Below are 25,044 nucleotides of genomic sequence, written 5' to 3' on the forward strand. Positions count from 1 at the left end.
AACCGATGTGAGTTCCGGGCCCGCTCATCCGGCTATCCGTTTCCTAGCTATGCGACCGTCAAAGCTTCAACGCGCTGACAAACGTTGAGGCATGACTGAGCGATTGCCCAAACTTTCATTCTCCGGCCCTTGCGTGAAACCATGTTTACTCAGCTCGACTCTCCTCTGCCAGTGACGGTCCTTGAAAAAGGCAACGGCCTTGCGTTTGCCGTCATCGACTATGGACTGGAGCATAACCTTATCTGGGTTACCGCGCTCGACAGTTCGGGCGAAATCTGGTGCGCTCCAAACCCCAGGGTCCGGATGCAGGCCAATTGGACGGCTGGCCGGCAGAAAGACGCAACCTTCGATACGCCGGAAACGGGGCCGGCATGAAACCGGGAATGCTCGGTGTAGAAGACCGGCTGGCTACCCGCCTTGCCGACGAGTTTCGTGAGCATATCCGGCGCGCGGCGTTTCCTTGCGTCGGTGCAAAGTCGGCGCTTGCGAAGAATTCGCTGGAGATTGTGATCGCGTTCGACATGTGCAGCGGATGGGACGATCTGCGCATTCACGACAAGCTGATCGATTGGGCGGAGACGTACCGCGACGATCCTGAAGGTCTCAGGAGCATCGCGGTTATCTTCGCGCAACCCGTGCGCCTAGACGAAAATGATTTCGAGCGGCTCTTGTGGGAAAGGCTGCAATCTTTCGCGGATAAGGACAACTGGCTCGGCCAACCTTACGACCCGGGGGTCAGCCCCGATCCGGGCGACCCGCATTTCTCGTTGAGTTTCGGAGGCCAGGCCTATTTCGTGGTTGGCCTGCATCCCGCAGCATCACGGCCGGCTAGGCGCTTTTCGCACCCCGCCATGGTGTTCAACCTGCATGATCAATTCGAAAGACTGCGCGCCGAAGGAAAATACGAGCGGATGCGCGCATCCATTCTCGAGCGCGATCGCCAACTGGCTGGGGACGTAAATCCCATGCTTGCCCGGCACGGCGAAAGCAGCGAGGCGCGCCAGTATAGCGGTCGCAGGGTGGATGACGACTGGGAGTGCCCGTTCCGGGACCCAAGATCGGAGAGAAAATGAAACGCATCGAACCGCGAAGCGGAGTTGCCTTTACCATGGAGCGAGGCTCGATCCTGACCGTTTGCGATCCGGATGGTCAGCAGGTGTCCGACCTTGTCGCCTACAATGCGATGGATGCAAAAGAGGTTATCTCGAACGGGCGGACCTTCGATTATGAGGAGACCATCCAAATCGGGCGGGGTAACCGATTGTGGTCGAACCGGTCCAATCCGATGCTGACGATCACAGCTGATACCGCGCACCGCCATGACTTCCTCCTGACACCATGCTCCGAACAAACCTTCCGGCATTTCTACCCGGACAAGCCGGTTCACCGTGGATGTTTCGGAAACCTTGCCGAAGCGCTGGAGCCCTTCGGCATCATGCCGGATTCCATACCGACGGCATTCAACATTTTCATGAATGTCCCCGTCGATGGCGAGAGCGGATTGCTAGCCGTCAAACCCCCAACCTCAAGGGCCGGCGACAAGATCGAGTTCCGGGCCGAAATGGACCTGATCATTGGGCTGACTGCTTGTTCGGCCTATGATTCCAATGGCGGAACTTTCAAGCCTATCGACTACTCGGTAACCTCCGGTGCCTGAGAGCCTCAATCTCTGGTCGAACTGGCAGCGGGTAATTGAAATTTCGGCCAATTCGCTCCTGTTCTATATTCTGATCATCGCCATGGTCCGGATAGTCGGCAAGCGGACAACGAGTGAGTTCAACAATTTCGACTGGATCATCAATGTCGCCGTTGGCAGCCTTGCTGCGAGCGGAATTCTGCTACGCAACGTAACCACCGTCGATGCTATAGCGGCGATCTTGGTTCTCGCAGCCTGTCAATTCTTCACTACGAAGATGGTTCTACGCAGCAAAAAGGTCGCTGATCTTGTCAAAGCGGAGCCTACCCTGCTGACCCACAAGGGAGATTGCCTACGGGATGCGATGAAACGTACGCGGATTTCGGAGGAGGAGATCAAAACGGCTTTGAGAGCGGCCGGAATTACCGCGAATTCCGATGCCAACTGGGTTGTCTTGGAAACGAACGGCACGATGTCCGTGATACCGCGCCAAGACGTACATTGGCGCGATGCCGATGCCCTGTCAGACGTCAATTGCCCCGCCGAGCTGGAAAGCTAGTCCCAGTCTTCTTTCACCTTCAGCGGACCGTCGCCGTATAGGTAATCCGGATCGAACTGCGCGTAGTCCTTCAGTGAAGCCCAGTCGTTCGTGTATAGATCGCCCCTGCGTATCTCGGCGATACCCAGCTCGCGTAATTTGCCGACAGCACGGTTGGCATGGATCGCGCTGACGCCGCACATATCCGCCATGTCGAATTGCGTGAATGGCGTGCGCAAAGCACGCGTCACGCCGCGGCCGATGAGATCCAATCGAGTGTGTAGTTCGGAATAGAGATGCGCAATGCGCCGCGGGGCATCCAGTTGCTCCAGCGTCTGGATCCATTTGCGATGAATTGCAGCGTCGAGCAGCGTGGCAAACCACATAGCGCGGGCCACGCCCGGTCGATCGCGCATGACGTTCCGCAGCGTCTCATGACTGACGCAGCCCACTTTCACGCGACCGGCAGCGTCAATATTGTGGTCGAGCCGCTTCAGCGCGAAGCCGTGGAGATCGACAAAATCGCCCGGTACATGAACTCCGGTGATAAAGCGCTTGTCCGCGGTCTCGATCGTGCGAAAAATATAACCTTCGACAAGAATCGTGCTGCGATCGGTCTTGACCCCACGCTCAAGCAGGCGCGCCCCGTCCTCGTGCTCTTCCACGTTTTCGACAAGTTCTTCGATATAGGTCAAATCATCGAGGCTGAGGTTTCGCCGAAGTCTGCCAGCCAAAAAATCGCCGGTAAGAGGGAAACGACCGAGCCCGATGTCTCCAGTCTTTACGTCCATGTCGCGCTATTAAGCAAAGCGGCCAAAATGCGTCTATTGACGGATGTTAGCTTTCTGTTCTTTTCATTCGCTCGCACCGATTTTCTTCGTCGCCGAAGGATTCCCAGCCGCCTCGACCGCCTCGCGTACATCGCGCAGCGGATGTCGGCAGAGTGACGGGAGGACATCGGTTTGCCCACCGGGCCTGTACCCCCATCGTTCCATTCGCGAGACGAGATCGGGATCGAGGACTTTGGGCACGCTGTAGCGGCGATTTCCATCGATCACGGCGAGATCCGCGACATGTTCGGGAAGCGACAGGAAGGCGAGTGCGGATCGATAAACCGAAGTCGCATCTGCAACCAGATCCTCATAGCGCACCACGAGGGTAGAATGCAGAAAGGGGAGGTCGGCGGCCATCCGGTCGTATGCATCCAGCGCATATCGTACGAGATCTTGCGGATCTCGATCGTCCCACTTGGCCAGCGCAGCGGCCATTACCTGCGGGTGGCGCAGAATGACAATGAACTGTGCGGTTGGGAAAAGCTGCTGGTATAGCCGCATCCGGGTCAGGTTTACCGGTGATTTCTCGATCCACCATGCCTTCTCCTCCGCAAACCAGGGCGACCAGTCCGCGAGTAGGCGCGTCTTTGTTTCCAACGTGTTGTAGGGTGAGTGCTCGGTGTGATGCTCGTGCGGATTGGTTGCGAAGTATCCTGGTCGACCATCGAGTGCCGTGTGCGGTATTGCACCTTGCAGATAACATCCTTCGTTTTCGGGAACGGGCGAGTCTATAATGGAAGACACTTGTGGATGGGTTCCGATCATCCGCGCGAGCAGACTTGTGCCCGTTCTGTGAAGTCCGGCCACGAAGACAAACCTGTTGCTGCGCGGATTCACCCGACTTCCCGCAGGGACAGCTCACCCTCTCCGTAAAGATAATCGGGCGTGAAACCGGAATAGTTTTCCAGTTTTTCGCGATCGGCAATACGCACCTCACCGCGCTTGAAATCGGCCAATCCCTGTTTGCGCAGTTCGGCTAGCGCACGATTGGTATGGATTGGCGTGGCGCCGCACATATCGGCAATGTCGGATTGCGTGAGAGGGGTGTTGAATCCGTCCGGATAGCCGAGGCCGACCATTTCGAGGCGGCGCCAGATTTCGGCGAAGATATGTCCGATGCGCTTGGGGGCCGTCAGCTGTTCAAGCTTCATTATCCACTCACGATGCATGGCCGCATCGAGCAGGGTCGAAAACCACAAAAGGCGGGCAAGGTGCGGCTTCTCCTGCATGACCTGTGCAATCGCCGTATGCGGAACCTGCGCGACCCTCACGGGTCCGATGCAGTCGATATTATGATCCAGCCGTTTCAGTGCAAAGCAGTGCAAATCCACAAAGTCGCCCGGTACGTGGAAACTCACTCCGTAGCGGCGATCTTCGCTCTCCAATGTGCGGAGCATGAATCCTTCCACAAGCATCGTCGAACATTCGCAGACATCACCCCGCGCCACGAGGCGATGGCCATTCTCGAAGGTCTGAACATTTGCGGCCAGAGCTTCGAGTTCGGCCTTCTCCGTCTCGCTCATGTCGTGTCGCAGACGTCCTGCCAGGAAATGGCCGGTCTTCGGGTATCGTTCGAGTTCGCTTCCGGACTTCATCGAATCTCCTGTCGAATGTACCGAACCACTCTCCAGCCTTTTCGGCCGACGGCTGCACGAATGTTAGCTTTGCCGCCAGACCGGCAGCAAGTCGGTTTTGGTATACATGCCGAAATTGACTGGAGCCCGGCCGTGAAGATTGCCGTTCTCGCACATATTCGCCACGCGATTGCCGAACCGTTCAGTGGTGGAATGGAAGCGCATTGCGACATGCTTTGCCGCGGCCTGCGCGCTGCAGGTCACGAAGTCGACCTTTTTGCCGCCGAAGGTTCGGACGATCCATGCCTAGTCCCTATTTGCGATGCACCATATGACGAAGTCTTGCCGTGGAGCACTTATCGCGGAACGCGCGAACTCGCCGCCTATCAGCGCCACGCTTTCGAGCGGGTGTTGATGCAGGTCGGTGCTGGTGGATACGATGTGATCCACAACAATTCGCTGTTCCCGGAAATTATCGAATGGTGCGCTCACGCCGGGGTCCCCTGTGTCACCTCTCAGCATGTTCCACCGTTCGGCACCATGTTCGATGCTGTCCTTGCTGGCTCAGCCTTTCCCAATATCGGGGCGACCGTGACATCGCGCGACCAACATACCCTATGGTCCCGGAAAGGCTGCGAGGCGCTTGAAGTCGTGTACAATGGGATCGACACCGAACTCTGGAGGCCGAGCGAAACCATCGGCGACTATTTCACTTGGGTCGGACGGATCGTTCCCAACAAGGGGCTTGCCCAAGCAGTCCAGGCAGCCAGAAAGGCTGGTGTACGTTTGAAGATTTTCGGGCCGGTGGAAGATGCCGGATACTTTGCAGCCGAAGTCGAGCCCTATTTGGTCGACGGCATCGAATTTCACGGCCACCGTTCAGGGGGGGTATTGCGCGATGAGGTTGCAGGTGCGCGCGGCGCGATAGTTACGCCCTTATGGGATGAACCATTCGGCCTGGTCGCTGCCGAAGCCTTGTCCTGCGGAACGCCCGTGGTCGGTTTCGATCGAGGGGCGCTGGCCGAAGTGCTTGGGGATTGCGGTCATCTGGTGCCTGGAGGCGACATCGAAGCATTGACGCGTGCGATCGAAGGGATCGACACCATCGACCGTAGCGCCTGCCGCCAGCGCGCCCAAGAGCAGCTTTCGATTCAGGCGATGATAGCTGGCTACGAGCGTTCCTACGCCACGGTAATTGCGGGAGCCCGGTTGGCCTCGCTACCGCGCCTTGCCTGGTCTTCCAACGCATCGAGCACCAGCGCGCTGCTCGCATAGGGCTGGTGTTCCTGCTGCCGGGTCAGCGCAAGGTCGGCCTCTTCCGGTTCCTTCAGCTTGGTCCAGCCCCCCCGACCGTCGGGTTCGATCAGACCCATCAGGCGGAACGCGCGCAGCCAATGCTGCATCGTCGGCTCGCCCCATTTTTCAGCGAAAATCTGTGCGTTCTGTAAGACGCTGTCGAGGTGGTGAACCGGCGGCATGTGATGTTTGTGATATTGGTGATAGGCCTTGGCGCCGCGGGCCCACCACAAGGGCACGTCTTTCGACACCAGCGTACGACCGAAATCGGTATCTTCGCCGCCATAGCCGACATAGCGCGGATCGAACCCACCGATATCTTCGAAGGTGGTGGCGGGCAGGGCGAAATTGAGCGACCAGAAGCAACGGTAATCGCCGCACTGGCCGACCATTCCGCGCGGTGGTCCGGCGCGCTCGGAATGTTTTACCGCCAGCATTTCGAACCGTCGGTAATCGATGCCATGCTCGGTCGCGCCTTGCGGCAGGTATCCGACCTCACCCATCAACACTCCATCGTTGAAGGCCGAAGCGGCGCAGTAGTCCTCGATAAGCCGAGGTGACGGAATGCAATCCACGTCGAGAAAGACGAGCAGGTCTCCGCAGGCCCTTGCCGCAGCGGCATTTCGCGCTTCGGCGAGGCATATGCCACTTTTCCCGAGCACGACCTGGCGCACGGGAAATCCGGATGCCGGAAGCTCGTATCGTGTCTCTTGCATGACGGCGATGACCAGTTCCCCCGGTGGGCGGGTGGAATGATTGAGGCCCTTTACCAGATTGGCCAAATGCGTCTCACGGCCATGCGCCAAGGTGCAAACAGAAATGGTCACGCCACGATCTCCAGCGGAGGCTTTTGTCCCGTTCCGGCCCAAAGCGCGCGACACAGATCGTCCAGCCAGTTCGCAGCACTCTGGGCTGAATTCGTGTCGATGAGAACGCGTTGTCGCTCGACATCGATCAGGCGCGCCGCGCGCCAAAGCTTCTCCCAGGCTTGCGCATGAGAGGGCCAATGGCGCGAAACCGCCGCCAAGCCTTCGCGATCGAGAACTTCGGCCTTGCAGAACTGTTCGTCGAAATAACGCCATTCTGGAACGACTACCCAGGGTTTCCCGGAGGCGAGAACCATGTGTACGGTGGTGTTGCCGCAAGACGAAACCACCCGGTCGGCTGCAGCGACCCATTCGCGTGGGTTGTCTACCCATCCCCTATGATCGAGATTCCCAGGTGGCGTTTCATGCCATTCGCTACGAACCGAGCCGATCGTGATCCACTGAGCATCCGGTTCCGCACGCGCGCCAAGAGTGAGAGGCGCGGATGGGCTGCCTTCGCCGCCGCCGCCAGCGATGACGAGGACAACTTCCCGGTTCGGGTCGAGACCAAGCCGCTCACGAGCTTCGTTTTTCCTAAGCTCGTGCCCGCAGTCTATGCCTACGCCCGAAGCGTAATGAGTCTTCTGACGGTGGTTCGCCAGCCTGTCCGACTGCTCCAGATCCTTTGCGAATGGTGCCAATAGTCCGACGGCGCTATCGTACGCTGCCAGGTGCCCCGGGTCGGACCTTTCGCCATGCTGCAGAACGGCCACATGGGGCACCGAACAAAGGCGCGCCAATTGCGCAAGCTCGGCCGAAACGTCGGTGACGAACAATGCCGGTCTAGCCTTCTCGAACCATTTCGCGATGGCGGCGAAAGCCGAGGTGATGGCAGGCCACCCCAGAGGGGCGCAATGTACCGTATCTGGCATTGCGAGGGTAGCCATGGCCGGAGCCTCGTCGCCGTTCGCCTCGAATAGCGAGGGTATCCTTACGACTTCGACCCTTTCATCGAGGTCGGGGAAAATTCCCGGTTTGGCGCAGAACAGCGTCACGCCGCGCTGTTCGACCAGCACGTTTGCAATCGATGCGGCACGCTCGGCATGACCGCGCCCCTGATGATGGACGAAATAGCCGACGGGCCCGTTCTTGGTCATGCCGGGACTCCTTCGCGTTGGCGCATACGCCGCTGGCGGGCGCGATGGTGAGCGAGGACCCCTTCCAGCGCCCCCGAAGCGTTTTCGCGGCGAGAGCGATACACGTTGGGACGCGCGGCAAGCGATGCCAGTTCCTCGGCGTGGTTGCCAACGAGGATGGCGTTTTCGCAGGTGGTCAGCATATCGATATCGTTGCCGCTGTCCCCGGCAGCGAAAACGTGGCTAGAAGGCACACCGATACGCTCCGCAACGTGCATCATGGCGGCAGCCTTCCCCGCCCTGGGTGGCAAGATATCGAGCAGGCGTCCGTGGCTGAATACCACTCGGGCAGCGACACCTTCCGACCGCAGTAACTGCTCGATCCTGGAGACACGGCCAGCATCTTCGACAAAATAACTGCGCTTGTAATCGCGTTGCTCGTAGCTTGGTTGTAAAATGAGATCCGGGTGCCCGGCAAGGATGCGGTCGATAGACGACGCATCCCATCCCGCAGCGATTTGGCGCGCAAAACCCTCGTCGAGGGTCAGTCCGCGGTCATCCTCCATATAGACCTCGGTTCCTACCGAAGTGATCCACGCAAAAGGCACGGGCAAAGACCAGTCCCGTACCAAGCGGCGAGCTTCGACGATCGAGCGTCCGGTCGCGATTACGAAGCCAAACTCGTTCTGGCGTTGCATGAACTTATCGAAGCGGCGGATACCGGCGCGGCATCCGGTGAGCGTATTGTCGAGATCGCTGACCAGCAGTTTGGCTGGCGTCTGTTCGTTTTTTGCATCGTGAAGTATCTCAGCTGCAATCGACGCAAAGCCGGCTGCGTAGGTATCCCAGCTCATCCCCGCACTGTTGACGAGCGCATTGCGCGAACAGCGGTTCCACAGCGACCGGTCCGTCACCAAACGTTCTATGGCTGTGCTTATTTCGCTGGTATCGCATGGATCGACGAGCAGACCGTGATCGAGTTCTGCTACGATGTCCTGCGGGCCGCCAACCTTCGTAGCGACGACCGGCAGGCCTTGGGCTGCGGCTTCGACCAGGGTCAGGCCATACGGCTCCATCAACGCCGGATTGACAAAGACCCCGTGGGTGCGTTTCGCCAAGGAATAGAGCGCCTTTACTTCCTCCCTGGTGTGCGATTTGGGATAGGCGACGCATCCGTAAAGATCATGGCGATCCACGCTTTCGACCAACGCACGCTGCACCTGCTGCTGCTCGAGATTTCCGCTTGAGAGACTGTCTCGCAGGCCGGCAAGAACCACCAGATTGCACTTTTCTCGCAAAGTGGCGGAATTACCGAAAGCTTCGACTAGAGCGACGAGGTTCTTTTTGTGCACCGGTCTCGCTATCGCGAGAACCATGGGTTTCTTCGGATCACGCAAAAACGGCGCGATAAGGTCGTTTGCAGAAGAAAGGCGATCCTTGGCGAGTTCGCGATCAATGCCCGGTATCAGCCGGTTTATTTTCCCCAATCTTGCCGAAGGATAGGCAGCAAGCTGGCGCTCGCACTCGTCCCGGGAGGATCCGACGACGGCGCGCGCTTTCGCAATTGCCCGGTCTTCTTCGGCAATGCGAGCTTCGAGGGCGCTCGAATGATCCGCCATGGCCGCGCGTTTGTCGAGGCCCAGGGAGTGAGCCGTGTAGATGAAGGGGATACCGAGTGCTTGCTCGACAGCGATGGCAACATCGGCGGCGTCGGCGAAGTGAGCGTGGATCAGATCGGGCAAGCGTTTGCGCGCACGGAACTCCGCGATCAACGCTTGCGTAAAAGCTTCGCGATCCGCTCTCAGGGCGTCCTTCGCGAGGTAGCTTGGCTCTCCGCTGTCTATCCTCGTAATGAATAGTTTCGGGTTTACCTGCTCTACTGCTTCCGCGTGGATCGTGCCAAGGTCGGGTGCATCGAAACGCCGCGTCACAATTTCCGCAATCCGCACGTCGCTACGCCGGGACAGGGCCTCCATCTCGCCGAGAATGTAAGTAATATGTCCGCCGGTGTCCTCGGTTAGGCCATACCGAACCGGTTCGGCCTTCAGGCAGCCGCCGAGTGCGAGCGATACGATATGCAACAGTGGTCCCCTTGGTGACTTACACTGTCAAACAAAGGCCGGCTGGCAATCGCACCTTAACCAACTAATGTTGGTTGGGATTGCACGGGTTAGTATTCGAATTGCGCAGCCCTGTGTGGGCGTTCACCTGTCGTTGGTCTCGGGGCGGTTGCCTCTGCCCCTGCGGCGAAGCCCGGGATTTGCAGTCCTCGCCGCCCAACTAGTGCAATGGCACTATTTGCGGCATTGATGCCGAGGATAGATAGCCGTTGGGTGGGCGATCCGCTCGCGCCCGATAGGCAAGCGGGGGTTTCGCGCAGAGAATGGCATCAGGTTCGGCTAAAACATCCCTGTTGCGCAGCTCGTCGCGCCGTGAGAAGGTGTTCTTTGCAACCGTCGCGGCTCTTTTCGCCCTGATCGCGCCATTGCAGGTCTTTGCTCCCTACGACTGGATGCAGAGCATCGTTTCGGCACATATCAACCAGAAGCCCTACGGTGGGGATGGGGTGGTCGTTGCGGTCGATGACGCGACCATTGCAGCCACTCCCGACGGCGAGTGGACGCCGGAACAACTGGCGGCGCTCCTCGATCGGATCGCTTCCGCGAACCCTGCGCAATTGGTGGTGGAAAACCAACATCTCGATCCGGGAGAAACGCAGCGATCGGACGTTCTTGCGCGAGCGCTTGGCCGCTTCACATCCGATCCCATCTGGGAAACCAGTTTGCCGACCGACGACCGGCAGGAATTGAGTGCCAGTTCCTTGCCCCCCCCGGAAGTCGAATATTCCAAGGTCGCCCTTGCCGGAGATGCATTGCCGGGCCCCGCAACCATTCCGGCAGTCATGCCGGTCAAAGCGACATTCTCGCCTGCTCCTGTCTGGACGGTCTACACCGCCAGCGCTGCGACCGGCGTCTACCCCTCGGTGACGAACCTGCTGGCAGATGGCAGCCGGCCGGGCGAGAACATCTTCAATATCGACGTCAGCTACGATCCGGAAACGGTGCCGCTGATAAGTGCAGGTTCCGTTTTGCAGGGTGGAGATGTTCGGCCCGCTCTTGAAGGGCGAACGGTAGTGATCGGCCTCGTTACCGACCCTAGGCGCGATTATGTAGCGACACCCCATGATTTCTATACGCCGAAGCCGGTTATCACCTTGCTGGCGACCGAGACCCTTCTCAATGGCCCGCCGGTTTACATCGACTGGCTCCCTGCATTTCTGGTCGCTCTGTGTGGGGCCGCCGCCTGGCTGTTTCTGACACCTGCGGTTGGACGCACCGTGCTGCTCGCCAGTATCATTTGCTTGATCATAGCACCGACGATCCTCGAAGCAGGGCTGATCTACCTGGAAAGTTCGGCCGCTGTCGTTTTCCTGGCTGTGTTGATGATCGGACGGCTCTGGCAGAAGAGCGGGCACGCAGCGCGCGCCTATCGCGAGGCGGCGGAATCCAAATCGCGATTTTTGGCCCAGGCCAGCCATGACTTGCGCCAGCCGATCCACGCGATCGGATTGCTGGCCGATCGGCTCGAGCAGACCCAGCTTTCAGCGCAGCAAGGCGATATGGTGGCCAAGATCTCGTGGTCCGTCGACAATGCGAGCAGGATGTTCCGGGTCCTACTTGATATCGCCGCGATCGAAAGCGGCGCCTTGCAACCGGACATCGAGGCCGTTTCGATGAACGAGCTGCTGGCCAAGATCGATGGTCAGAACTCGCTGGCGGCCGAGCAAGCAGGAGTGGAGATCCGGTTCGTCCCCTGCGATGTCACGGTGCTGACTGACCGGGCGCTGATCGGCACCATGCTGCAAAACCTGGTATCGAATGCGATCAAATATTCGCGCGGCGGGCGGATCGTCGTCGGGTGTCGGCGTGTGCGCGGGCGGATGGCGATACACGTCGTGGATACCGGCAAGGGGATTTCGCAATCCGATCTCGCGCTCGTCAAAAAGGAATTTTATCGCGGCGGGAGCAATTCGCTGATGCGGAGCGACAACAAGGGGCTTGGTCTCTCGATCGTCAGCCGCCTCGCTTCGCTGCTCGACCTGAAATTCACGCTGAAATCGGAAGAGGGCAGGGGAACATCGGCAGTCATCGGCGGCCTCAGGGTGACCGATGCCCTCCCGGAGCCTGCAGCCCCCGGACCCAGGAATGCCCTTCCTCTTGCAGGATTGTCGGTCCGTATCGCGGACGATGATCCGGAATTGGTCGAAGCGACGGTGAGAGTGCTGAGCCAATGGGGCTGCGATGTAAGCACGACCTTCAGACCTCCGACCGATGACGTGACCGAGGCCGTTCTTCTTACCGATTTCGATTTCGGCGACGACGAGACCCTTGCCGATCATTTGGCGACACTGGAGCAGATTCGCGCGAACGGCACCACGATTGCCATTCTTTCAGGACGTCATCCCGATCAGATCAAAAAGGAGTTGCCAGATTTTTCGGGGCTGGTTCTGACCAAGCCCTTGCGAGCAGCCCAATTGCGGTCCGCGCTGATGGCCATGAGGACAGGCGAGGGGCCCAAATAAAACCGCAAGTAGTGCATATTGACTAGTGCAAGGCAGGCCGGAGAAACCCATGTTGGTCTTGTCCAAGGGGATCAGATTCGCAATCAGGAGGACGCGATGGATAAGACGATGACTGGTGAAATTTTGATCGAAGACGAAGTCGAACTCGTAGTCGGTGGCAATGACGAAACCGATTCCGATACGCCCGTCGTGACGCCTCCTCCTCCGGGTCCGGAAGACATCCTCAACTGGATGCCGCCTTGGTGAGCTCGAGCCAATTCGGCTCCAAGAGGTAAGTCCAAGTAAAAAGGGCCGCTCGTGAGCGGCCCTTTTCTTTTGGGCGGGATCAAATTCGGTGCCGCAGGTTCAAGGCCGCGAATGGCTCAATGCACCCCGTATTTCATCGCCATGGCCGCTGCCGCTGTACGGGTCTCCACGCGTAATTCGCGGAGCAGCGCCGAAACGTGAATGCGTACCGTGAAGGGCGATATACCGAGATCCTTGGCGATCTGCTTGTTCGAATGGCCATCGGCGATGCCGCGCAACACATCCATCTGGCGCGGTGTCAGGCGCGAGAACTGCGATACCGAAGCGGCTTGCGCCAGGCCGCTACCGACGCTGACGTTGACGAATTCCCCCTCCATCACTGCGGCAATACCTTCGCGGATCTGGTCCTGCGTAGCGGCCTTGCTGATAAAGCCGTCGACACCGCACGCCATCACGTTATCGGTCGATCGCTTGTCGTCCGCCATCGAGATGACGACGATCGACGCCAGCGGGAATTTGCGCCTTAGTTGGGGTACCGCCGTTTCGATATCCATTCCGGGGAAGCGCAGGTCCAAAAGGAAAAGGTTCGGGCTGTAGCCGGCCTCGGCCGTCTCAAGCATTTCCTCATAGGTGCCCGCTTGGTCGATCTTCGCTTCGGGATCGAGCTTCTTCAGGATCGAGCTGATACCTTCGCGAAAAATCGGATGGTCATCCGCCACCATCATTCTGGCCGGTCTATTGTCCATCGGTCTGCGTTGCACTCTCACGACTTCAAACTCCCGCAATCATGCATCGGTATGTGCCTATGACCATAGCACATGACGACTATCGGTTGACGACTGAAATCATGACCACCGTTTGCCTTCTGCCGTCCAGCGGATTGCGGGATAGTACATTCATACTGTTGCCCGCAGTCGCGCGTTGCTGAAATCAGCAGGGCGGCATACTGATCGACAGTAGGCGCACCGGGACAAAGGCGCGGGGGAATTTCGGGTTCATGACACAGCTCTTCCGCACGGAGGCTCTGCAACAGAAGAAGGATCGCCTGTCGGGCGAGGTGGCCATTGCCGTCCCGGTCAAATGGCAGCTGATCGGCTATCTCATCTTCGGCAGCCTTGCAGCGGCGCTGATCTTCCTTTCGCTGGCGAGCTATGCGCGGGTCGAGACCGTTACCGGTACGATCGTGCCCGACAAGGGTGTCGCGTCGATCGTACCCAACCGGCGCGGCGTCATCACCGAAATGTTGGTTGAGGACGGGCAATCGGTCGACATGGGCGATACGCTGGTGGCCATCCGCGCCGAAGAAGACAGTGCATCCGGCGTGTCCGCACTGGCGATGACCGAACAGGCCATCGCGCAGCAGGACGCCAGCCTGCTTGCCCAGTTGACTGCGACCCAGCGAACGGCGTCCGCCCAGCGCAGCCAGATCTCCGTCCAGGCCGCCGGCCTGCGCACCGAGATCGACCAGCTTCAGTCGCAGATCGCGCTCCAGCGGGACCTCGTCAATTCGGCCGAGGCCGATCTCGAACGGGCCCGACGGGTGGCGGAGCGCGGCTTCATCAGCCAGCAGGACTTGCGCGCGCGGGAAGATGTCTATCTTTCCCGTCGTCAGCAATTGTCGCAGCTCCAGCAATCGCTCACGTCGCGCCGGGCGACGCTGGCGGAGCTGACCAACAGTGCCGCAGGCATCTCGGCGCAGGCGGAAAGCCAGGCGGCCAGCATCGCGGCCTCGCGGGCGCAGGTGGCGCAGCAGGCCGCCTCTAACGCCGGAGCGCGATCCTATGCGCTGACCGCGCCGGTCGCGGGCCGGGTGACGGCCCTGACCATGCGGGCGGGCCAGCTCGTCAGTCCGCAATCGCCGGTCATGGCGATCGTGCCCGAAGGCTCGACATTGCGGGCCGAACTCGCGGTGCCCAGCCAGGCCATCGGTTTCGTCGAGCCTGGTCAGGAAGTGCGGCTGGCAGTCGATGCTTTCCCCTACCAGCGCTTCGGTACGGTGACCGGCACGATCCGCACCGTATCCTCCAGCGCGATCAGCCAGGCACTGCCGAACGGAGCGGTCGTCTCGGTCTATCCCGTGATCGTGGACTTGGCGGCGAGCGAGATATCGGCTTTCGGGCGGATGGAGGAACTGGTGCCGGGAATGTCGCTGACCGCCCGGATCGTGACCGAGAACCAGTCGCTGATCGAGTGGCTGTTCGAACCCCTGTTTGCAGTGCGGAACCGCTAGGATGGAACTCGACCTCGGCCTTACGACCCGCAGCCGCGTGCGCCTCGTCCGGCAGACGGAGGTGGCGGAATGCGGCCTCGCCAGCCTGACGATGATTGCCAATTATCACGGGTTGGACATCGATCTGGGCACCATGCGGCGGCGATACTCGCCATCGCTGCGCGGCGCCCCGCTTCGCGCGCTAATCAATCTTGCCGACCAGATCGGCCTCACCCCGCGCGCGGTGAAATTGCCGCTGGAAGAGCTCGGCAATCTGCACATGCCGGCGGTGCTGCACTGGGACATGAACCACTATGTGGTGCTGGAGGCGGTAAAGGGCGGCAAGGCCCTGATCCACAATCCCGACGGCCGCTCGCGCTGGATGCCGCTGCCGGAAGTGTCCGAGCATTTTACCGGCGTGGCGCTGGAACTGCGCCCGAGCAGCGATTTCGATCGCAAGTCGCTGCGCGAACGGCTCAATCTCTCGCAGCTCTGGCAGAGTATGACCGGGCTGAAGCGGTCGCTGGCGCAGATCCTGTTGCTCAGCCTGGTGCTGCAGGCCTTCGTTCTCGCCTCGCCCTATTACATGCAGGTTGCGATCGACAGCGCATTGCCCGCGCTCGACAACGATCTGCTGACGGTGCTTGCTCTGGGGTTCGGCCTGTTCACGGTCATCAATGTGATGGCCAGCCTGCTGCGATCCTTCGTTCTGCTCAACGCCGGCACCAGCATCGGTTTCTCGCTCGCTTCCAATATCGCGCGCCGCCTGTTCCGCCTGCCGGTGGAATGGTTCGAGAAGCGGCATACGGGCGATGTCCTGTCGCGGTTCCAGTCGATCACCCCGATCCAGTCGCTACTGACGCAGGGCGCGGTCGCCGCGCTGGTCGACGGGGTGATGGCGCTGCTGACGCTGGCGGTAATGTTCTATTACAGCCCGATGCTGGCCTTCATCGCGATCGTGGCTTTCGGCCTCTACGCGCTGGTGCGCGCGATCAGCTTCTCCTTCCAGCGCGAGGCGCAGGAAGCGAGCATCATTACCAAGGGCAAGGAACAGTCGACGCTGATCGAAACCGTGCGGGGCATGGTGACCCTGCGCCTGTTCGGGCGCGAGGCGCTGCGCCATGCGCTGTGGCAGACACGGCTGACCGATGCGGTCAATTCCAATGTCCGGCTCGCGCGGATCGGCATCTGGCAATCGACGGCCAACATGCTCATCTTCGGGATCGAGAACATCATCACGATCTGGCTGGCAGTCGGTTTCGTGATCGACGGCGCGGGCTTCAGCGTCGGCATGGTCTTCGCCTATATCGCCTACAAGGGACAGTTCATCAGCAAGTCTGCCGCGCTGATTGACCAGGCGATCGCCTTCAAGATGCTCGGCCTGCACCTGGAGCGCCTGTCGGACATCGCTCTTTCGCCCGAAGACCGCAGCTTCCAGCCCGGCACCGATGCGGTGACCGAGCTGAAGGGCAAGATAGAGATGCGCAACATCTTTTATCGCTATTCGTCGAGCGACCCGATGGTGTTGCAGGGTGTCAGCCTGACCATCGAGCAGGGTGAGCACGTGGCGATCACCGGCCCCTCGGGCGGCGGCAAGTCCACCTTGCTCAAGGTCATGCTCGGCCTCGTGGAGCCGGAAAGCGGCGAAGTGCTGATCGACGGCATCCCCTTGCATCGTTTCGGCTACAAGAGCTTCCATTCGCAGACGGCTGCGGTGCTGCAGGAAGACAGCCTGTTTGCCGGATCGCTGGCCGACAATATCGCGCTGTTCGACGACGAGATCGATATGGAGCGGGTCATTTCCGCCGCGACCGCCGCCTCGATCCACGACGACATCATCCAGATGCCGATGCAATACGAGACCCTGATCGGCGACATGGGTTCGACGCTGTCGGGCGGGCAGAAGCAGCGCGTGATCCTGGCGCGTGCCCTGTACCGCCAACCGAAGATCCTCTTTATGGACGAAGGCACCGCGCATCTCGACGCCCGCCACGAGCGGAAGGTGAACGAAGCGATTTCCGCCATGGGCATCACGCGCGTGATCATCGCCCACCGCAAGGAAACCATCGAAGCGGCCGATCGCACGCTGGTAATGATGGGCGGAGCGATGGCCGAATGGCACGGAGAGGGCGCCTAATCCGCGCCGAAGCACCAATTCACGGCGAAGGCTCGCCTACCATGTATGGTGGCAGGATCGCAGTCTGACGGGCCATCTATCGGATTGATCGCAAGCACAATGACGCGTTCGGAACGCTCTTGGTCGTAGCTGCGGACGGATCGGGTCCGAAAAGCCCGGGTTGATCGCCGACTTGAAAGCAGATCGGAAAAGGGGCGCCCGGTAAGGCGCCCCTTTTCGTTGTAGCGCTATTTGAGCGGCAGGATTTTGCCGATGATGTAATCGGCCGCCTCTTCCGGGCTCATCTCCACCGTGTTGACCCGAATTTCGGGATCCTCTGGTGCCTCGTAGGGGCTGTCGATGCCGGTGAAGTTCTTGAGCTTGCCCTCGCGGGCCTTCTTGTAGAGCCCCTTCACATCGCGCGCCTCGGCGACCTCCAGCGGCGTGTCGACGTGGATTTCGATGAACTCGCCCGCGTCGATCATGTCGCGTACCAGCTGGCGGTCTGCCCGGAACGGACTGATGAAGGCCGTCAAGACGATCAGCCCGGCATCGGTCATCAGCTTTGCGACCTCGCCGATGCGGCGGATATTCTCGATCCGGTCGCTCTCGGTGAACCCCAGGTCCTTGTTCAAGCCGTGGCGCACATTGTCGCCATCGAGCAGGAAGGTGTGGCGGTTCATGATCGCCAGCCTTTTCTCGACTTCGTTGGCGATGGTCGACTTGCCCGAGCCGGACAGGCCGGTGAACCACAGCACGCGCGGCGTCTGGTTCTTCATGCCGGCGTGATGATCGCGGGTGATGTCGGTCGCCTGCCAATGCACGTTCTGACTCCGGCGGAGGCTGAAGTGCAGCATGCCGGCGCCGACCGTGCGATTGCTGATCTTGTCGATCAAAATGAACCCGCCCAGCGCGCGGTTCTCATCGTAGGGATCGAACACGATCCGTTTGTCGGTGGTGATCTCGCACACGCCGATCTGGTTGAGATGCAGCGTCTGCGCGGCGAGATGGTCCATCGTGTTGACGTCGATCTCGTATTTCGGCTCGGCGATAGTCACGCTGACCGTCTGCGTGCCGAGCTTGAGCCAGTAGGCGCGGCCGACCACCAGCGCCTCGTCGTCCATCCAAACGATGGTACTCTCGAACTGGTCGGCGACTTCGGGCGGGTTGTCGGCGGCAGCGAGCACGTCGCCGCGCGAGCAATCGATCTCGTCCTCGAGCGTGATGGTGATGGACTGGCCGGCGATCGCCTCGTCGAGATCGCCCGACATCGTGACGATCGACTTGACCTTGCTCGTCTTCCCCGAGGGCAATGAGCGCAGCGTGTCCCCGGGCTTGACGCTGCCGGTCGAAATCAGCCCGCTGAAGCCGCGGAAGTCGAGGTTGGGGCGGTTGACCCATTGTACCGGCATGCGGAAAGGCTTGGCGAGATTGGCTGCGCTGCGCACCTCGACCGCTTCGAGGTGATCGACCAGCGTCGGGCCATCGTACCAGCGCGTGTTGTCCGAAGATGCGGTAATGTTGTCGCCCGCGAGGCCCGAGATCGGAATGGCGGTAAAGCTCTCGATCCCGATGCTCTTGGCGAACTCTTCATAGTCCGCGACAATCGCATCGAACTTGGCTTGGTCGTAACCGATCAGGTCCATCTTGTTCACGGCGAGGACGAGGTTCTTGATACCGAGCTGGTGGCACAGGAAACTGTGGCGCTTGGTCTGCACCAGCACGCCCTTGCGCGCATCGATCAGGATGCAGGCGAGGTCGGCGGTCGAGGCACCGGTGACCATGTTGCGCGTGTATTGCTCGTGGCCCGGGCAGTCGGCGACGATGAACTTGCGCTTCTCGGTCGCGAAAAAGCGATAGGCGACGTCGATCGTGATGCCCTGTTCGCGCTCGGCGGCGAGGCCATCGACCAGCAGGGCGAAATCGATCTCCTGCCCCTGCGTGCCGACGCGCTTGCTGTCGGCTTCGAGGCTGGCGAGCTGGTCTTCGAAGATCATCTTCGAATCGTAGAGCAGGCGGCCGATCAGGGTCGACTTGCCATCGTCCACGCTGCCGCAGGTGATGAAACGCAGCATCGACTTGTTCTGGTGCTGCTCGAGATAAGCGTCGATGTCCTCGGCAATGAGGGCGTCGGTCTGGTAAACGGGTTCGGTCATCAGAAGTACCCCTCCTGCTTCTTTTTCTCCATCGACGCGTCGCCCGCGTCCTTGTCGATCACGCGGCCCTGGCGTTCGCTGGTGGTGGTCAGCAGCATCTCCTGCACCACCTCACTCAGGGTGGCAGCCTCGCTCTCGACCGCGCCGGTCAGCGGGAAGCAGCCCAGCGTGCGGAAACGGATGGATTTCTCGGTGGTCTCGGGGCGGTAGCCCATGACCTTTTCCAGCCGGTCGAGATCGTCGGCCATGAACAGGCCGCCTTCATATTCGAAGGTCGGGCGCGGCGCGCTGAAATAGAGCGGCACGATCTCGATATTCTCGGCCATGATGTACTGCCAGATATCGAGCTCGGTCCAGTTGGAGAGCGGGAAGACGCGAATGCTCTCGCCCTTCTTCTTGCGCGCGTTGTAGAGGTTCCACAGTTCGGGGCGCTGGTTCTTCGGGTCCCAGCCGTGGCTGGCGGTGCGGAAGGAGAAGATGCGCTCCTTGGCGCGGCTCTTTTCCTCGTCGCGCCGGGCGCCGCCGAAGGCCGCGTCGAAGCCGTATTTGTCGAGCGCCTGCTTTAGCCCTTCGGTCTTCCACATATCGGTATGCAGCGGGCCATGGTCGAACGGGTTGATGCCGCGTTCCTTGGCTTCCGGATTCTGATGGACGATCAGCTCCATGCCCGCATCCTGCGCGCTCTTCTCGCGCAGCGCGTACATGTCCTTGAACTTCCAGGTCGTATCGACGTGGAGCAGCGGGAAGGGCGGCGGCGAAGGATAGAACGCTTTCTTGGCCAGGTGCAGCATCACGGCGCTGTCCTTGCCGATCGAATAGAGCATCACCGGCTTTTCGGCCTCGGCAACCACTTCGCGCATGATGTGGATGCTCTCGGCCTCGAGGCGCTGGAGATGGGTGAGGGTTTTCGCGTCGCTCATCGGAACTCCTTTACGGACCCGAGAGGTAGCGGTTCGCAAATTCGCTGGACCTCCCAAATGGGAGGTATTATCGAACGAGCATGCGCATTCCCAACCTGGGCGAAATCGAGCTGCTGGTGCCGTTGCAGGACGGCGTGTTCGAACAGCCGATGTGGGGCACGTTCCTGCGACGCCTCAGACGCGTGGCGGGTGTGTCGGCGACGGTCCTGAAGCTGCGCCTGCCCGGTGCGCGCGATCCGCTCATCCTGTCCGATGGCGAGCTGGCCGGCGAGGCGGAGCTGCTGCATGCCGACATGCGCGAGGGGCGGGTCTATTCCGGTACCGAACTCTCGATGGAGCAGGGGAAAGACCTGCGCGCCCTGCGCCTCAGCGAGGAAATCGGCATCGAGGCGTGGATCGCGCTGGTGGGCGGGGAGCTGGACGCCGAACACTCGAGCCTGCTGACAGCGCTCGTGCCTTATCTGCGGGTCGCCCTGCGCGTCCTCGCCAGTCTAGAGCGCGAGAAAGCCCGCGCCTCGCTGAGTGCCGACGCGCTGAGCCGCATGAATTTCGGCTGGATCGCGCTCGACGAGCGGTGCCGGATTGTGGAGTGCGACCCGCAGGCCGAGCGCTTCCTGGCCCGCTCGGGCGCGTTGCGGCGCGGGCCCTACAACCGGCTCACCCCATCCTTACCGACAATCGACCGCCAACTGACCGCGCTGCTGCGTGACTGCGCGGCGGATCGGCGGGCGCGACCGCGCGCGCTCAACCTCAGCCGCGATCCCTGGATCGAGGTGCTGGTCTCGCCGGTCCACGTCGAATCGCTGGCGGGCGACAGCCGGGCGGTGGCGATGGTCTATTTGCGCGGCGACCGTTCCTCCAGCGCGGACCGGCACGAACAGCTGGCCGACCTGTTCGACCTGACCCCGGCGGAGGCGAGGCTGGCCTGGTCGCTGTCGCAGGGGTTGTCGATCGCCGAAGCGGCGGCGCAGCACGGGCTGACGGTGGAAACGGCGCGCTACTACTCGAAGAAAATCTACGCCAAGACCGGCGCGCGCGGGCAGGTCGATCTGGTGCGCAACATTCTCACCGGCGTGCTGGCTTTGGCCTAGTCGGTCCGTGCGGTCAGGTCGGGCCAGAAGGCATCCGCCCCGCGCGCGATCACCGCGTCGCCCAGAATGCCGCTCCAGTGCGCATCGCCACCGAAGTCGCTGCGCCATTGCCACAAGCGACGGGTCAGCTCGTGGAGGCCGTATTCCCGGGTGAAGCCGATCGCACCGTGAACCTGGTGCGCCACGGTGGTGCCGATGCCGACCGCGCGATTGGCGCGCAGCTTGGCAGCGGCGACCTCGAAGCGCGCATCGCCCCGGTCCAGTGCCTGCGCCGCGCCCATGGCCGCGCAATTCGCCGCCGCCGCCTCGCAGGCGAACGTGGCGAGGCTCTGCTGCACCGCCTGGAACTTGCCGAGCGGCCGGCCGAACTGCTGGCGCTCGTTGACGTACGCCACCGCGAGGCCGAGCGCGGCGTCGAGCGCGCCGGCGATCTGCGCGGTCCGCGCAAAGGCGCCGAGCTGGAAATGCGCTTCGCTGCCCTCGTCCGCGCGCGTGGCAATGATCGCGTCGGGCAAGGGCAGGGCGAGGGCGTGGAAGCCTGCCAGGCGGAACACGACCAGCGCGTCCTCCCAGGTGCCGCCGAAGCCGCCGTCCGCTTCGCTGACGAGAATCTGCGGCAGGCCCAGCTCTTCCACGCGCGCCCAGTCGCGCTCCATCGTCGCGCCTGCGCCCAGCTCGGCGAACAGCGGATCGGCCATCTCGGCCAGCATGCGGCGGGTGTCGTTCATCGAAGCCCGAGCCCCCGCGCGATGATGCCCTTGAGGATTTCCCGCGTCCCCCCGCGCAGCGAGAAGCTCGGCGAGACCTGCAGCAGGTAGGCGGTCACGCGGGCCAGCGCGTCCTCGCCCGCAAGGTCCATCTCGACTGCCGCCTGCACCAGCTCTGGGATCGCCTGCTCGTAGGAATTACCGAGATCCTTGACGATGGTCGCCTCCAGCGCCGGATCCTCGCAGTGCGCCAGTTTGGCGGCGACCGAGGCGCTCATCAGGCGCAGTGTCCATGCCTCCGCCGCCAGCCGCCCGACGAGGTCGCGCACCGCGGGATCGGGATGCGCTCCGGCATGGCGCACCAGTTCGAGGAACAGGACCATGGAGGAGAGGTACCGCTCCGGCCCCGAGCGTTCGAGCGAGAGCTCGGCGGTGGCCTGCCGCCAGCCCTGGCCCTCCTCGCCCAGCAGGGCGGAGGCGGGCAGGCGCAGGTCCTCGAAGAAGACCTCGTTGAACTCGTGCGCGCCGGTGAGGTCGATGATCGGCTTTACCGTAACGCCGGGCGCATCCATCGGGATGACGAACTGGGAGAGGCCCGCCTGCCTTTCGCTGCCCGCCTCCGACCGAACCAGCGCGATCATGAAGTGGCTGACATGCGCGCCGGTGGTCCAGACCTTTTGGCCGTTGATCACCCACCCGTCCCCGTCGCGCCGCGCCGAGGTCCGCACCGAGGCGAGGTCCGAGCCGGAGCCGGGTTCGCTGAGGCCGATGCAGGCGAAGGCCTCGCCCCGCGCGATGGCGGGCACCCAGCGACGCTTCAATTCGTCGTTACCGAGCCTGAGCAGCAGAGGCCCGCTCTGCCGGTCGGCGATCCAGTGCGCACCCACCGGCGCGCCCGCCGCCAGCAGCTCCTCGATCACCACATAGCGTTCGAGCTGGTCGCGCTCGTGCCCGCCGTATGCCTTCGGCCAGGTCATGCCGAGCAGGCCCGCCTCGCCCAGCTTGCGACTGAAAGCAGGGTCCGCCTTGGTCCAGCTGTTGGCGCGGCGGACCGGATCGCGCTCGCCGTGCTCGGCGACGAGCGCGCGCACCTGCTCGCGCAAGCGCCGGGCGCTGTCGGGCCATTCGATCGCTTCGGTGGCGAAGGTCTGCACGCGCTCTCCTCTCGCTTCCTCTCTCACCAATTTGCTGCCGCATCGCAAGACCCGTTGCAACGAGCAACGAATCCCGACAGTGTATCGGCAAGAGAGACGAGTCCCCCAGACCCACCCCAAGACCACCGAGGAGAGACCCCATGACCGACTACAAAAACCTGATCGACGGCGAGATGGTCGACAATGGCCAATGGCTCGACGTGGTGAACCCCGCGAACGAGCAGGTGATCGCCCGCGTCCCCGCCTGCGGCAAGGACGAGCTCGACCGTGCCGTCGCCGCCGCGCGGCGCGCGTTCAAGGAATGGAAGAAGACGAGCGCGGAAGAACGCCAGAAGGTTGTCCAGGGCATCGCCGCCGCGATCAAGGACAATGCCGACGAGCTGTTCCGCCTGCTGACCAGCGAGCAGGGCAAGCCGCATGCGCAGGCCCAGCAGGAAATCTACGGCGCCGCCGGTCTTGCCGCGGCGCAGTCGACCCTGACGCTCGACGACGTCATCAACCAGGATGACGAGCAGCGCCTCAGCCGCACCCGCCGCGTTCCCGTCGGCGTGGTCGGCGGGATCGTGCCGTGGAACTTCCCGGTGATGATGGCGATCCAGAAGATCGTCCCTGCACTGGTCGCGGGGTGCACTATCGTGCTGAAACCCTCGCCCTTCACGCCGCTCACGACGCTGCGGATCGCGGAACTGATCAAGGATGTCGTGCCTGCCGGGACGGTCAACATCATCACCGGCGAGGACAGCCTCGGCCCCCTGATTACCGAACACCCCGACATCGACAAGATCACCTTCACCGGCTCGACCGCGACCGGCAAGAAGATCATGGAGGGCGCATCGGGCGACCTCAAGCGAATCACGCTGGAACTCGGCGGTAACGATGCTTCGATCGTGCTGCCCGATGCCGATGTCGAGAAGGTGGCCGAGCAGCTGTTCTGGTCCAGCTTTTCCAACGCCGGCCAGGTCTGCATCGCTGCCAAGCGCGTCTACATCCACAAGGACATCTACGACGATCTAAGCAAGGCGATCGCCGAATATGCCAAGAGCGTGGTCGTGGGTGACGGATCGCAGCAGGGGACTGGCGTCGGCCCGATCCAGAACAAGAAGCAGTACGATCGCGTGCTGGAGCTGATCCAGGACGCCAAGGACAATGGCTACAAGTTCCTGACCGGTGGCGACAAGGATCCGTCCGGTACCGGTTACTACGTGCCGATCACCATCCTCGACAATCCGCCCGAAGACGCGCGGATCGTGGCCGAGGAACAGTTCGGTCCGGTCATGCCGCTGCTCAAGTTCGACAGTATCGACGAAGTCATCGAGCGGGCGAACAATTCGGAATACGGCCTCGCCGGTGCGGTCTGGACCAAGGATACCGACAAGGGGGTCGAGATTGCCGAGCAGCTCGAAACCGGAACGGTGTGGATCAACGAATTCATGCACCTCTCGCCCTTCTCGCCCTTCGGCGGGCACAAGCAGTCGGGCTTCGGCGCGGAATACGGCGTCGACGGGCTGAAGGAATTCACCTACCCGCAGGTCATCACGGTCAAGCGCGACGCGGTCGTCTGAGCAGGCCGGGCTTCGCCCACACCGCGACATTCGCCAGCAGCAACGCCGCAAGGATCGTTGCTGCTGGCGTTGTCGCTTTGGGCCGGCAAGGTCGAGCGAGAAAATGGCGGAGCAGGAGGGATTCGAACCCTCGATACGGGGTTACCGTATACACACTTTCCAGGCGTGCGCCTTCGACCACTCGGCCACTGCTCCGCATTCCCGTTCGCGCTGCCGCTTTGCTGCTTGAACGCGGCAGGGCATCCGGGAAGGCGCGCGTCTAGCGGTGACGGGTGGGAATCGCAAGCCGAAGTGGCGGCGGCCTATTCCGCTTTGTGAAAATGATGGTAGGATGCCGGTCAGCGACGGTGCTGCGCGGATCAGGCATCCCCTGCGAACATCGTCTCGAAGCCCCTTTCCGCCCTCGAAAACGCGCGGGAAGGGGTTTTCGATTCCCGAGGCCAGCGAAACCGAGCGCTCTTGCCTTTCGGCAGGGTCGTGGC

22 protein-coding genes and 1 tRNA gene are annotated in these 25,044 nt (G+C 61.6%); 11 read left to right on the forward strand and 12 right to left on the reverse strand.

Going from position 1 to position 25,044, the window contains the following annotated elements; all coding sequences use genetic code 11:
• Window positions 1–141 precede the first annotated feature (141 nt).
• Genes Q9K02_RS03700 through Q9K02_RS03715 form a run of 4 tightly spaced genes read left to right on the forward strand, consistent with a single transcriptional unit; the run spans window position 142 to window position 2,195 of the window.
• A complete protein-coding gene (locus Q9K02_RS03700) occupies window positions 142–375 on the forward strand; it encodes a hypothetical protein (protein ID WP_305931673.1) in 234 nt (77 codons plus the stop codon).
• A complete protein-coding gene (gntA, locus tag Q9K02_RS03705) occupies window positions 372–1,073 on the forward strand; it encodes a guanitoxin biosynthesis heme-dependent pre-guanitoxin N-hydroxylase GntA (RefSeq protein ID WP_305931674.1) in 702 nt (233 codons plus the stop codon). The genes Q9K02_RS03700 and gntA overlap by 4 nt, the downstream gene beginning before the upstream one ends.
• The gene (locus Q9K02_RS03710; protein WP_305931675.1) at window positions 1,070–1,657 is read left to right on the forward strand and encodes an urea carboxylase-associated family protein; all 588 of its coding nucleotides are present in this window, start codon (window positions 1,070–1,072) and stop codon (window positions 1,655–1,657) included. The genes gntA and Q9K02_RS03710 overlap by 4 nt, the downstream gene beginning before the upstream one ends.
• Entirely contained in the window at window positions 1,650–2,195 is a 546-nt protein-coding gene (locus Q9K02_RS03715; RefSeq protein ID WP_305931676.1) for a DUF421 domain-containing protein, read from the forward strand. Before Q9K02_RS03710 ends, Q9K02_RS03715 begins: the two co-directional genes overlap by 8 nt.
• Here the strand turns inward: Q9K02_RS03715 and Q9K02_RS03720 are convergent.
• From Q9K02_RS03720 to Q9K02_RS03730, 3 genes are all read right to left on the reverse strand, one after another.
• Window positions 2,192–2,965 (reverse strand): Crp/Fnr family transcriptional regulator, encoded by a 774-nt coding sequence (locus Q9K02_RS03720; RefSeq protein WP_305931677.1) that lies wholly within the window; start codon window positions 2,963–2,965, stop codon window positions 2,192–2,194. The genes Q9K02_RS03715 and Q9K02_RS03720 overlap by 4 nt on opposite strands.
• A 63-nt stretch (window positions 2,966–3,028) precedes the next feature.
• On the reverse strand, window positions 3,029–3,844 hold the full coding sequence (locus tag Q9K02_RS03725) for a sulfotransferase family protein (protein WP_305931678.1): 816 nt from the start codon (window positions 3,842–3,844) through the stop codon (window positions 3,029–3,031).
• The gene (locus Q9K02_RS03730; protein WP_305931679.1) at window positions 3,841–4,392 is read right to left on the reverse strand and encodes a Crp/Fnr family transcriptional regulator; all 552 of its coding nucleotides are present in this window, start codon (window positions 4,390–4,392) and stop codon (window positions 3,841–3,843) included. The genes Q9K02_RS03725 and Q9K02_RS03730 overlap by 4 nt, the downstream gene beginning before the upstream one ends.
• A 69-nt stretch (window positions 4,393–4,461) precedes the next feature.
• Here Q9K02_RS03730 and Q9K02_RS03735 point away from each other — a divergent pair, with 69 nt between their 5' ends.
• Complete coding sequence (locus Q9K02_RS03735) at window positions 4,462–5,856, forward strand: glycosyltransferase family 4 protein (protein ID WP_305931680.1); 1,395 nt, start codon at window positions 4,462–4,464, stop codon at window positions 5,854–5,856.
• On the opposite strand, the gene Q9K02_RS03740 is transcribed toward Q9K02_RS03735, so the two are convergent.
• Genes Q9K02_RS03740 through Q9K02_RS03750 form a run of 3 tightly spaced genes read right to left on the reverse strand, consistent with a single transcriptional unit; the run spans window position 5,763 to window position 9,900 of the window.
• The gene (locus tag Q9K02_RS03740; protein ID WP_305931681.1) at window positions 5,763–6,704 is read right to left on the reverse strand and encodes a glycosyltransferase family 2 protein; all 942 of its coding nucleotides are present in this window, start codon (window positions 6,702–6,704) and stop codon (window positions 5,763–5,765) included. The genes Q9K02_RS03735 and Q9K02_RS03740 overlap by 94 nt on opposite strands.
• Window positions 6,701–7,840, reverse strand: a complete 1,140-nt coding sequence (locus Q9K02_RS03745; protein ID WP_305931682.1) for a hypothetical protein — start codon at window positions 7,838–7,840, stop codon at window positions 6,701–6,703. Before Q9K02_RS03745 ends, Q9K02_RS03740 begins: the two co-directional genes overlap by 4 nt.
• Window positions 7,837–9,900 (reverse strand): HAD-IIB family hydrolase, encoded by a 2,064-nt coding sequence (locus tag Q9K02_RS03750; RefSeq protein WP_305931683.1) that lies wholly within the window; start codon window positions 9,898–9,900, stop codon window positions 7,837–7,839. The genes Q9K02_RS03745 and Q9K02_RS03750 overlap by 4 nt, the downstream gene beginning before the upstream one ends.
• A gap of 302 nt (window positions 9,901–10,202) precedes the next feature.
• On the opposite strand from Q9K02_RS03750, the gene Q9K02_RS03755 reads away from it, so the two are divergent.
• Window positions 10,203–12,401 (forward strand): ATP-binding protein, encoded by a 2,199-nt coding sequence (locus Q9K02_RS03755; RefSeq protein ID WP_305931684.1) that lies wholly within the window; start codon window positions 10,203–10,205, stop codon window positions 12,399–12,401.
• Window positions 12,402–12,497: 96 nt separating this feature from the next.
• Window positions 12,498–12,647, forward strand: a complete 150-nt coding sequence (locus Q9K02_RS03760) for a hypothetical protein (RefSeq protein ID WP_305931685.1) — start codon at window positions 12,498–12,500, stop codon at window positions 12,645–12,647.
• A 116-nt stretch (window positions 12,648–12,763) separates the two neighbouring features.
• On the opposite strand, the gene Q9K02_RS03765 is transcribed toward Q9K02_RS03760, so the two are convergent.
• Window positions 12,764–13,372, reverse strand: a complete 609-nt coding sequence (locus tag Q9K02_RS03765) for a LuxR C-terminal-related transcriptional regulator (RefSeq protein WP_305931686.1) — start codon at window positions 13,370–13,372, stop codon at window positions 12,764–12,766.
• A gap of 272 nt (window positions 13,373–13,644) precedes the next feature.
• Between Q9K02_RS03765 and Q9K02_RS03770 the strand changes: the two genes are divergently transcribed.
• Together Q9K02_RS03770 and Q9K02_RS03775 are read left to right on the forward strand one after the other, a co-directional pair.
• Window positions 13,645–14,877, forward strand: coding sequence for a beta-barrel domain-containing protein (locus Q9K02_RS03770; protein WP_305931687.1), 1,233 nt, complete (start codon window positions 13,645–13,647; stop codon window positions 14,875–14,877).
• A gap of 1 nt (window position 14,878) precedes the next feature.
• Window positions 14,879–16,993: a peptidase domain-containing ABC transporter gene (locus Q9K02_RS03775; RefSeq protein ID WP_305931688.1), complete on the forward strand. Its 2,115-nt coding sequence runs from the start codon at window positions 14,879–14,881 to the stop codon at window positions 16,991–16,993.
• 227 nt (window positions 16,994–17,220) lie between these two features.
• Here Q9K02_RS03775 and cysN read toward each other — a convergent pair whose 3' ends face one another.
• The gene (gene cysN / locus Q9K02_RS03780) at window positions 17,221–19,128 is read right to left on the reverse strand and encodes a sulfate adenylyltransferase subunit CysN (protein WP_305931689.1); all 1,908 of its coding nucleotides are present in this window, start codon (window positions 19,126–19,128) and stop codon (window positions 17,221–17,223) included.
• A complete protein-coding gene (gene cysD / locus Q9K02_RS03785) occupies window positions 19,128–20,087 on the reverse strand; it encodes a sulfate adenylyltransferase subunit CysD (protein WP_305931690.1) in 960 nt (319 codons plus the stop codon). The genes cysN and cysD overlap by 1 nt, the downstream gene beginning before the upstream one ends.
• 41 nt (window positions 20,088–20,128) lie before the next feature.
• On the opposite strand from cysD, the gene Q9K02_RS03790 reads away from it, so the two are divergent.
• Window positions 20,129–21,139 (forward strand): helix-turn-helix transcriptional regulator, encoded by a 1,011-nt coding sequence (locus Q9K02_RS03790; protein WP_305931691.1) that lies wholly within the window; start codon window positions 20,129–20,131, stop codon window positions 21,137–21,139.
• Here Q9K02_RS03790 and Q9K02_RS03795 read toward each other — a convergent pair.
• Both Q9K02_RS03795 and Q9K02_RS03800 read right to left on the reverse strand, forming a co-directional pair.
• The gene (locus Q9K02_RS03795; protein ID WP_305931692.1) at window positions 21,136–21,867 is read right to left on the reverse strand and encodes an acyl-CoA dehydrogenase family protein; all 732 of its coding nucleotides are present in this window, start codon (window positions 21,865–21,867) and stop codon (window positions 21,136–21,138) included. The genes Q9K02_RS03790 and Q9K02_RS03795 overlap by 4 nt on opposite strands.
• Window positions 21,864–23,000: an acyl-CoA dehydrogenase family protein gene (locus Q9K02_RS03800; protein WP_305931693.1), complete on the reverse strand. Its 1,137-nt coding sequence runs from the start codon at window positions 22,998–23,000 to the stop codon at window positions 21,864–21,866. Before Q9K02_RS03800 ends, Q9K02_RS03795 begins: the two co-directional genes overlap by 4 nt.
• 140 nt (window positions 23,001–23,140) lie before the next feature.
• Between Q9K02_RS03800 and Q9K02_RS03805 the strand changes: the two genes are divergently transcribed.
• Window positions 23,141–24,562 (forward strand): aldehyde dehydrogenase family protein, encoded by a 1,422-nt coding sequence (locus Q9K02_RS03805; protein WP_305931694.1) that lies wholly within the window; start codon window positions 23,141–23,143, stop codon window positions 24,560–24,562.
• A 104-nt stretch (window positions 24,563–24,666) separates the two neighbouring features.
• On the opposite strand, the gene Q9K02_RS03810 is transcribed toward Q9K02_RS03805, so the two are convergent.
• Window positions 24,667–24,757, reverse strand: a tRNA-Ser gene (locus Q9K02_RS03810).
• Window positions 24,758–25,044 lie beyond the last annotated feature (287 nt).

It is taken from the genome of Qipengyuania profundimaris (genome assembly GCF_030717945.1).
Lineage (GTDB): Bacteria > Pseudomonadota > Alphaproteobacteria > Sphingomonadales > Sphingomonadaceae > Qipengyuania > Qipengyuania profundimaris.

Bases quoted from the DNA above. Each gene is read 5' to 3' on its own strand.
- Q9K02_RS03760 (WP_305931685.1), top strand. From the start codon at position 12,498: ATGGATAAGACGATGACTGGTGAAATTTTGATCGAAGACGAAGTCGAA.
- Q9K02_RS03735 (WP_305931680.1), top strand. From the start codon at position 4,462: ATGGCCATTCTCGAAGGTCTGAACATTTGCGGCCAGAGCTTCGAGTTC.
- cysN (WP_305931689.1), bottom strand. From the start codon at position 19,128: ATGACCGAACCCGTTTACCAGACCGACGCCCTCATTGCCGAGGACATC.
- Q9K02_RS03755 (WP_305931684.1), top strand. From the start codon at position 10,203: ATGGCATCAGGTTCGGCTAAAACATCCCTGTTGCGCAGCTCGTCGCGC.
- Q9K02_RS03775 (WP_305931688.1), top strand. From the start codon at position 14,879: ATGGAACTCGACCTCGGCCTTACGACCCGCAGCCGCGTGCGCCTCGTC.
- Q9K02_RS03795 (WP_305931692.1), bottom strand. From the start codon at position 21,867: ATGAACGACACCCGCCGCATGCTGGCCGAGATGGCCGATCCGCTGTTC.
- Q9K02_RS03805 (WP_305931694.1), top strand. From the start codon at position 23,141: ATGACCGACTACAAAAACCTGATCGACGGCGAGATGGTCGACAATGGC.
- Q9K02_RS03720 (WP_305931677.1), bottom strand. From the start codon at position 2,965: ATGGACGTAAAGACTGGAGACATCGGGCTCGGTCGTTTCCCTCTTACC.
- Q9K02_RS03745 (WP_305931682.1), bottom strand. From the start codon at position 7,840: ATGACCAAGAACGGGCCCGTCGGCTATTTCGTCCATCATCAGGGGCGC.
- gntA (WP_305931674.1), top strand. From the start codon at position 372: ATGAAACCGGGAATGCTCGGTGTAGAAGACCGGCTGGCTACCCGCCTT.
- Q9K02_RS03770 (WP_305931687.1), top strand. From the start codon at position 13,645: ATGACACAGCTCTTCCGCACGGAGGCTCTGCAACAGAAGAAGGATCGC.
- Q9K02_RS03710 (WP_305931675.1), top strand. From the start codon at position 1,070: ATGAAACGCATCGAACCGCGAAGCGGAGTTGCCTTTACCATGGAGCGA.
- Q9K02_RS03790 (WP_305931691.1), top strand. From the start codon at position 20,129: ATGCGCATTCCCAACCTGGGCGAAATCGAGCTGCTGGTGCCGTTGCAG.
- Q9K02_RS03700 (WP_305931673.1), top strand. From the start codon at position 142: ATGTTTACTCAGCTCGACTCTCCTCTGCCAGTGACGGTCCTTGAAAAA.
- Q9K02_RS03765 (WP_305931686.1), bottom strand. From the start codon at position 13,372: ATGATGGTGGCGGATGACCATCCGATTTTTCGCGAAGGTATCAGCTCG.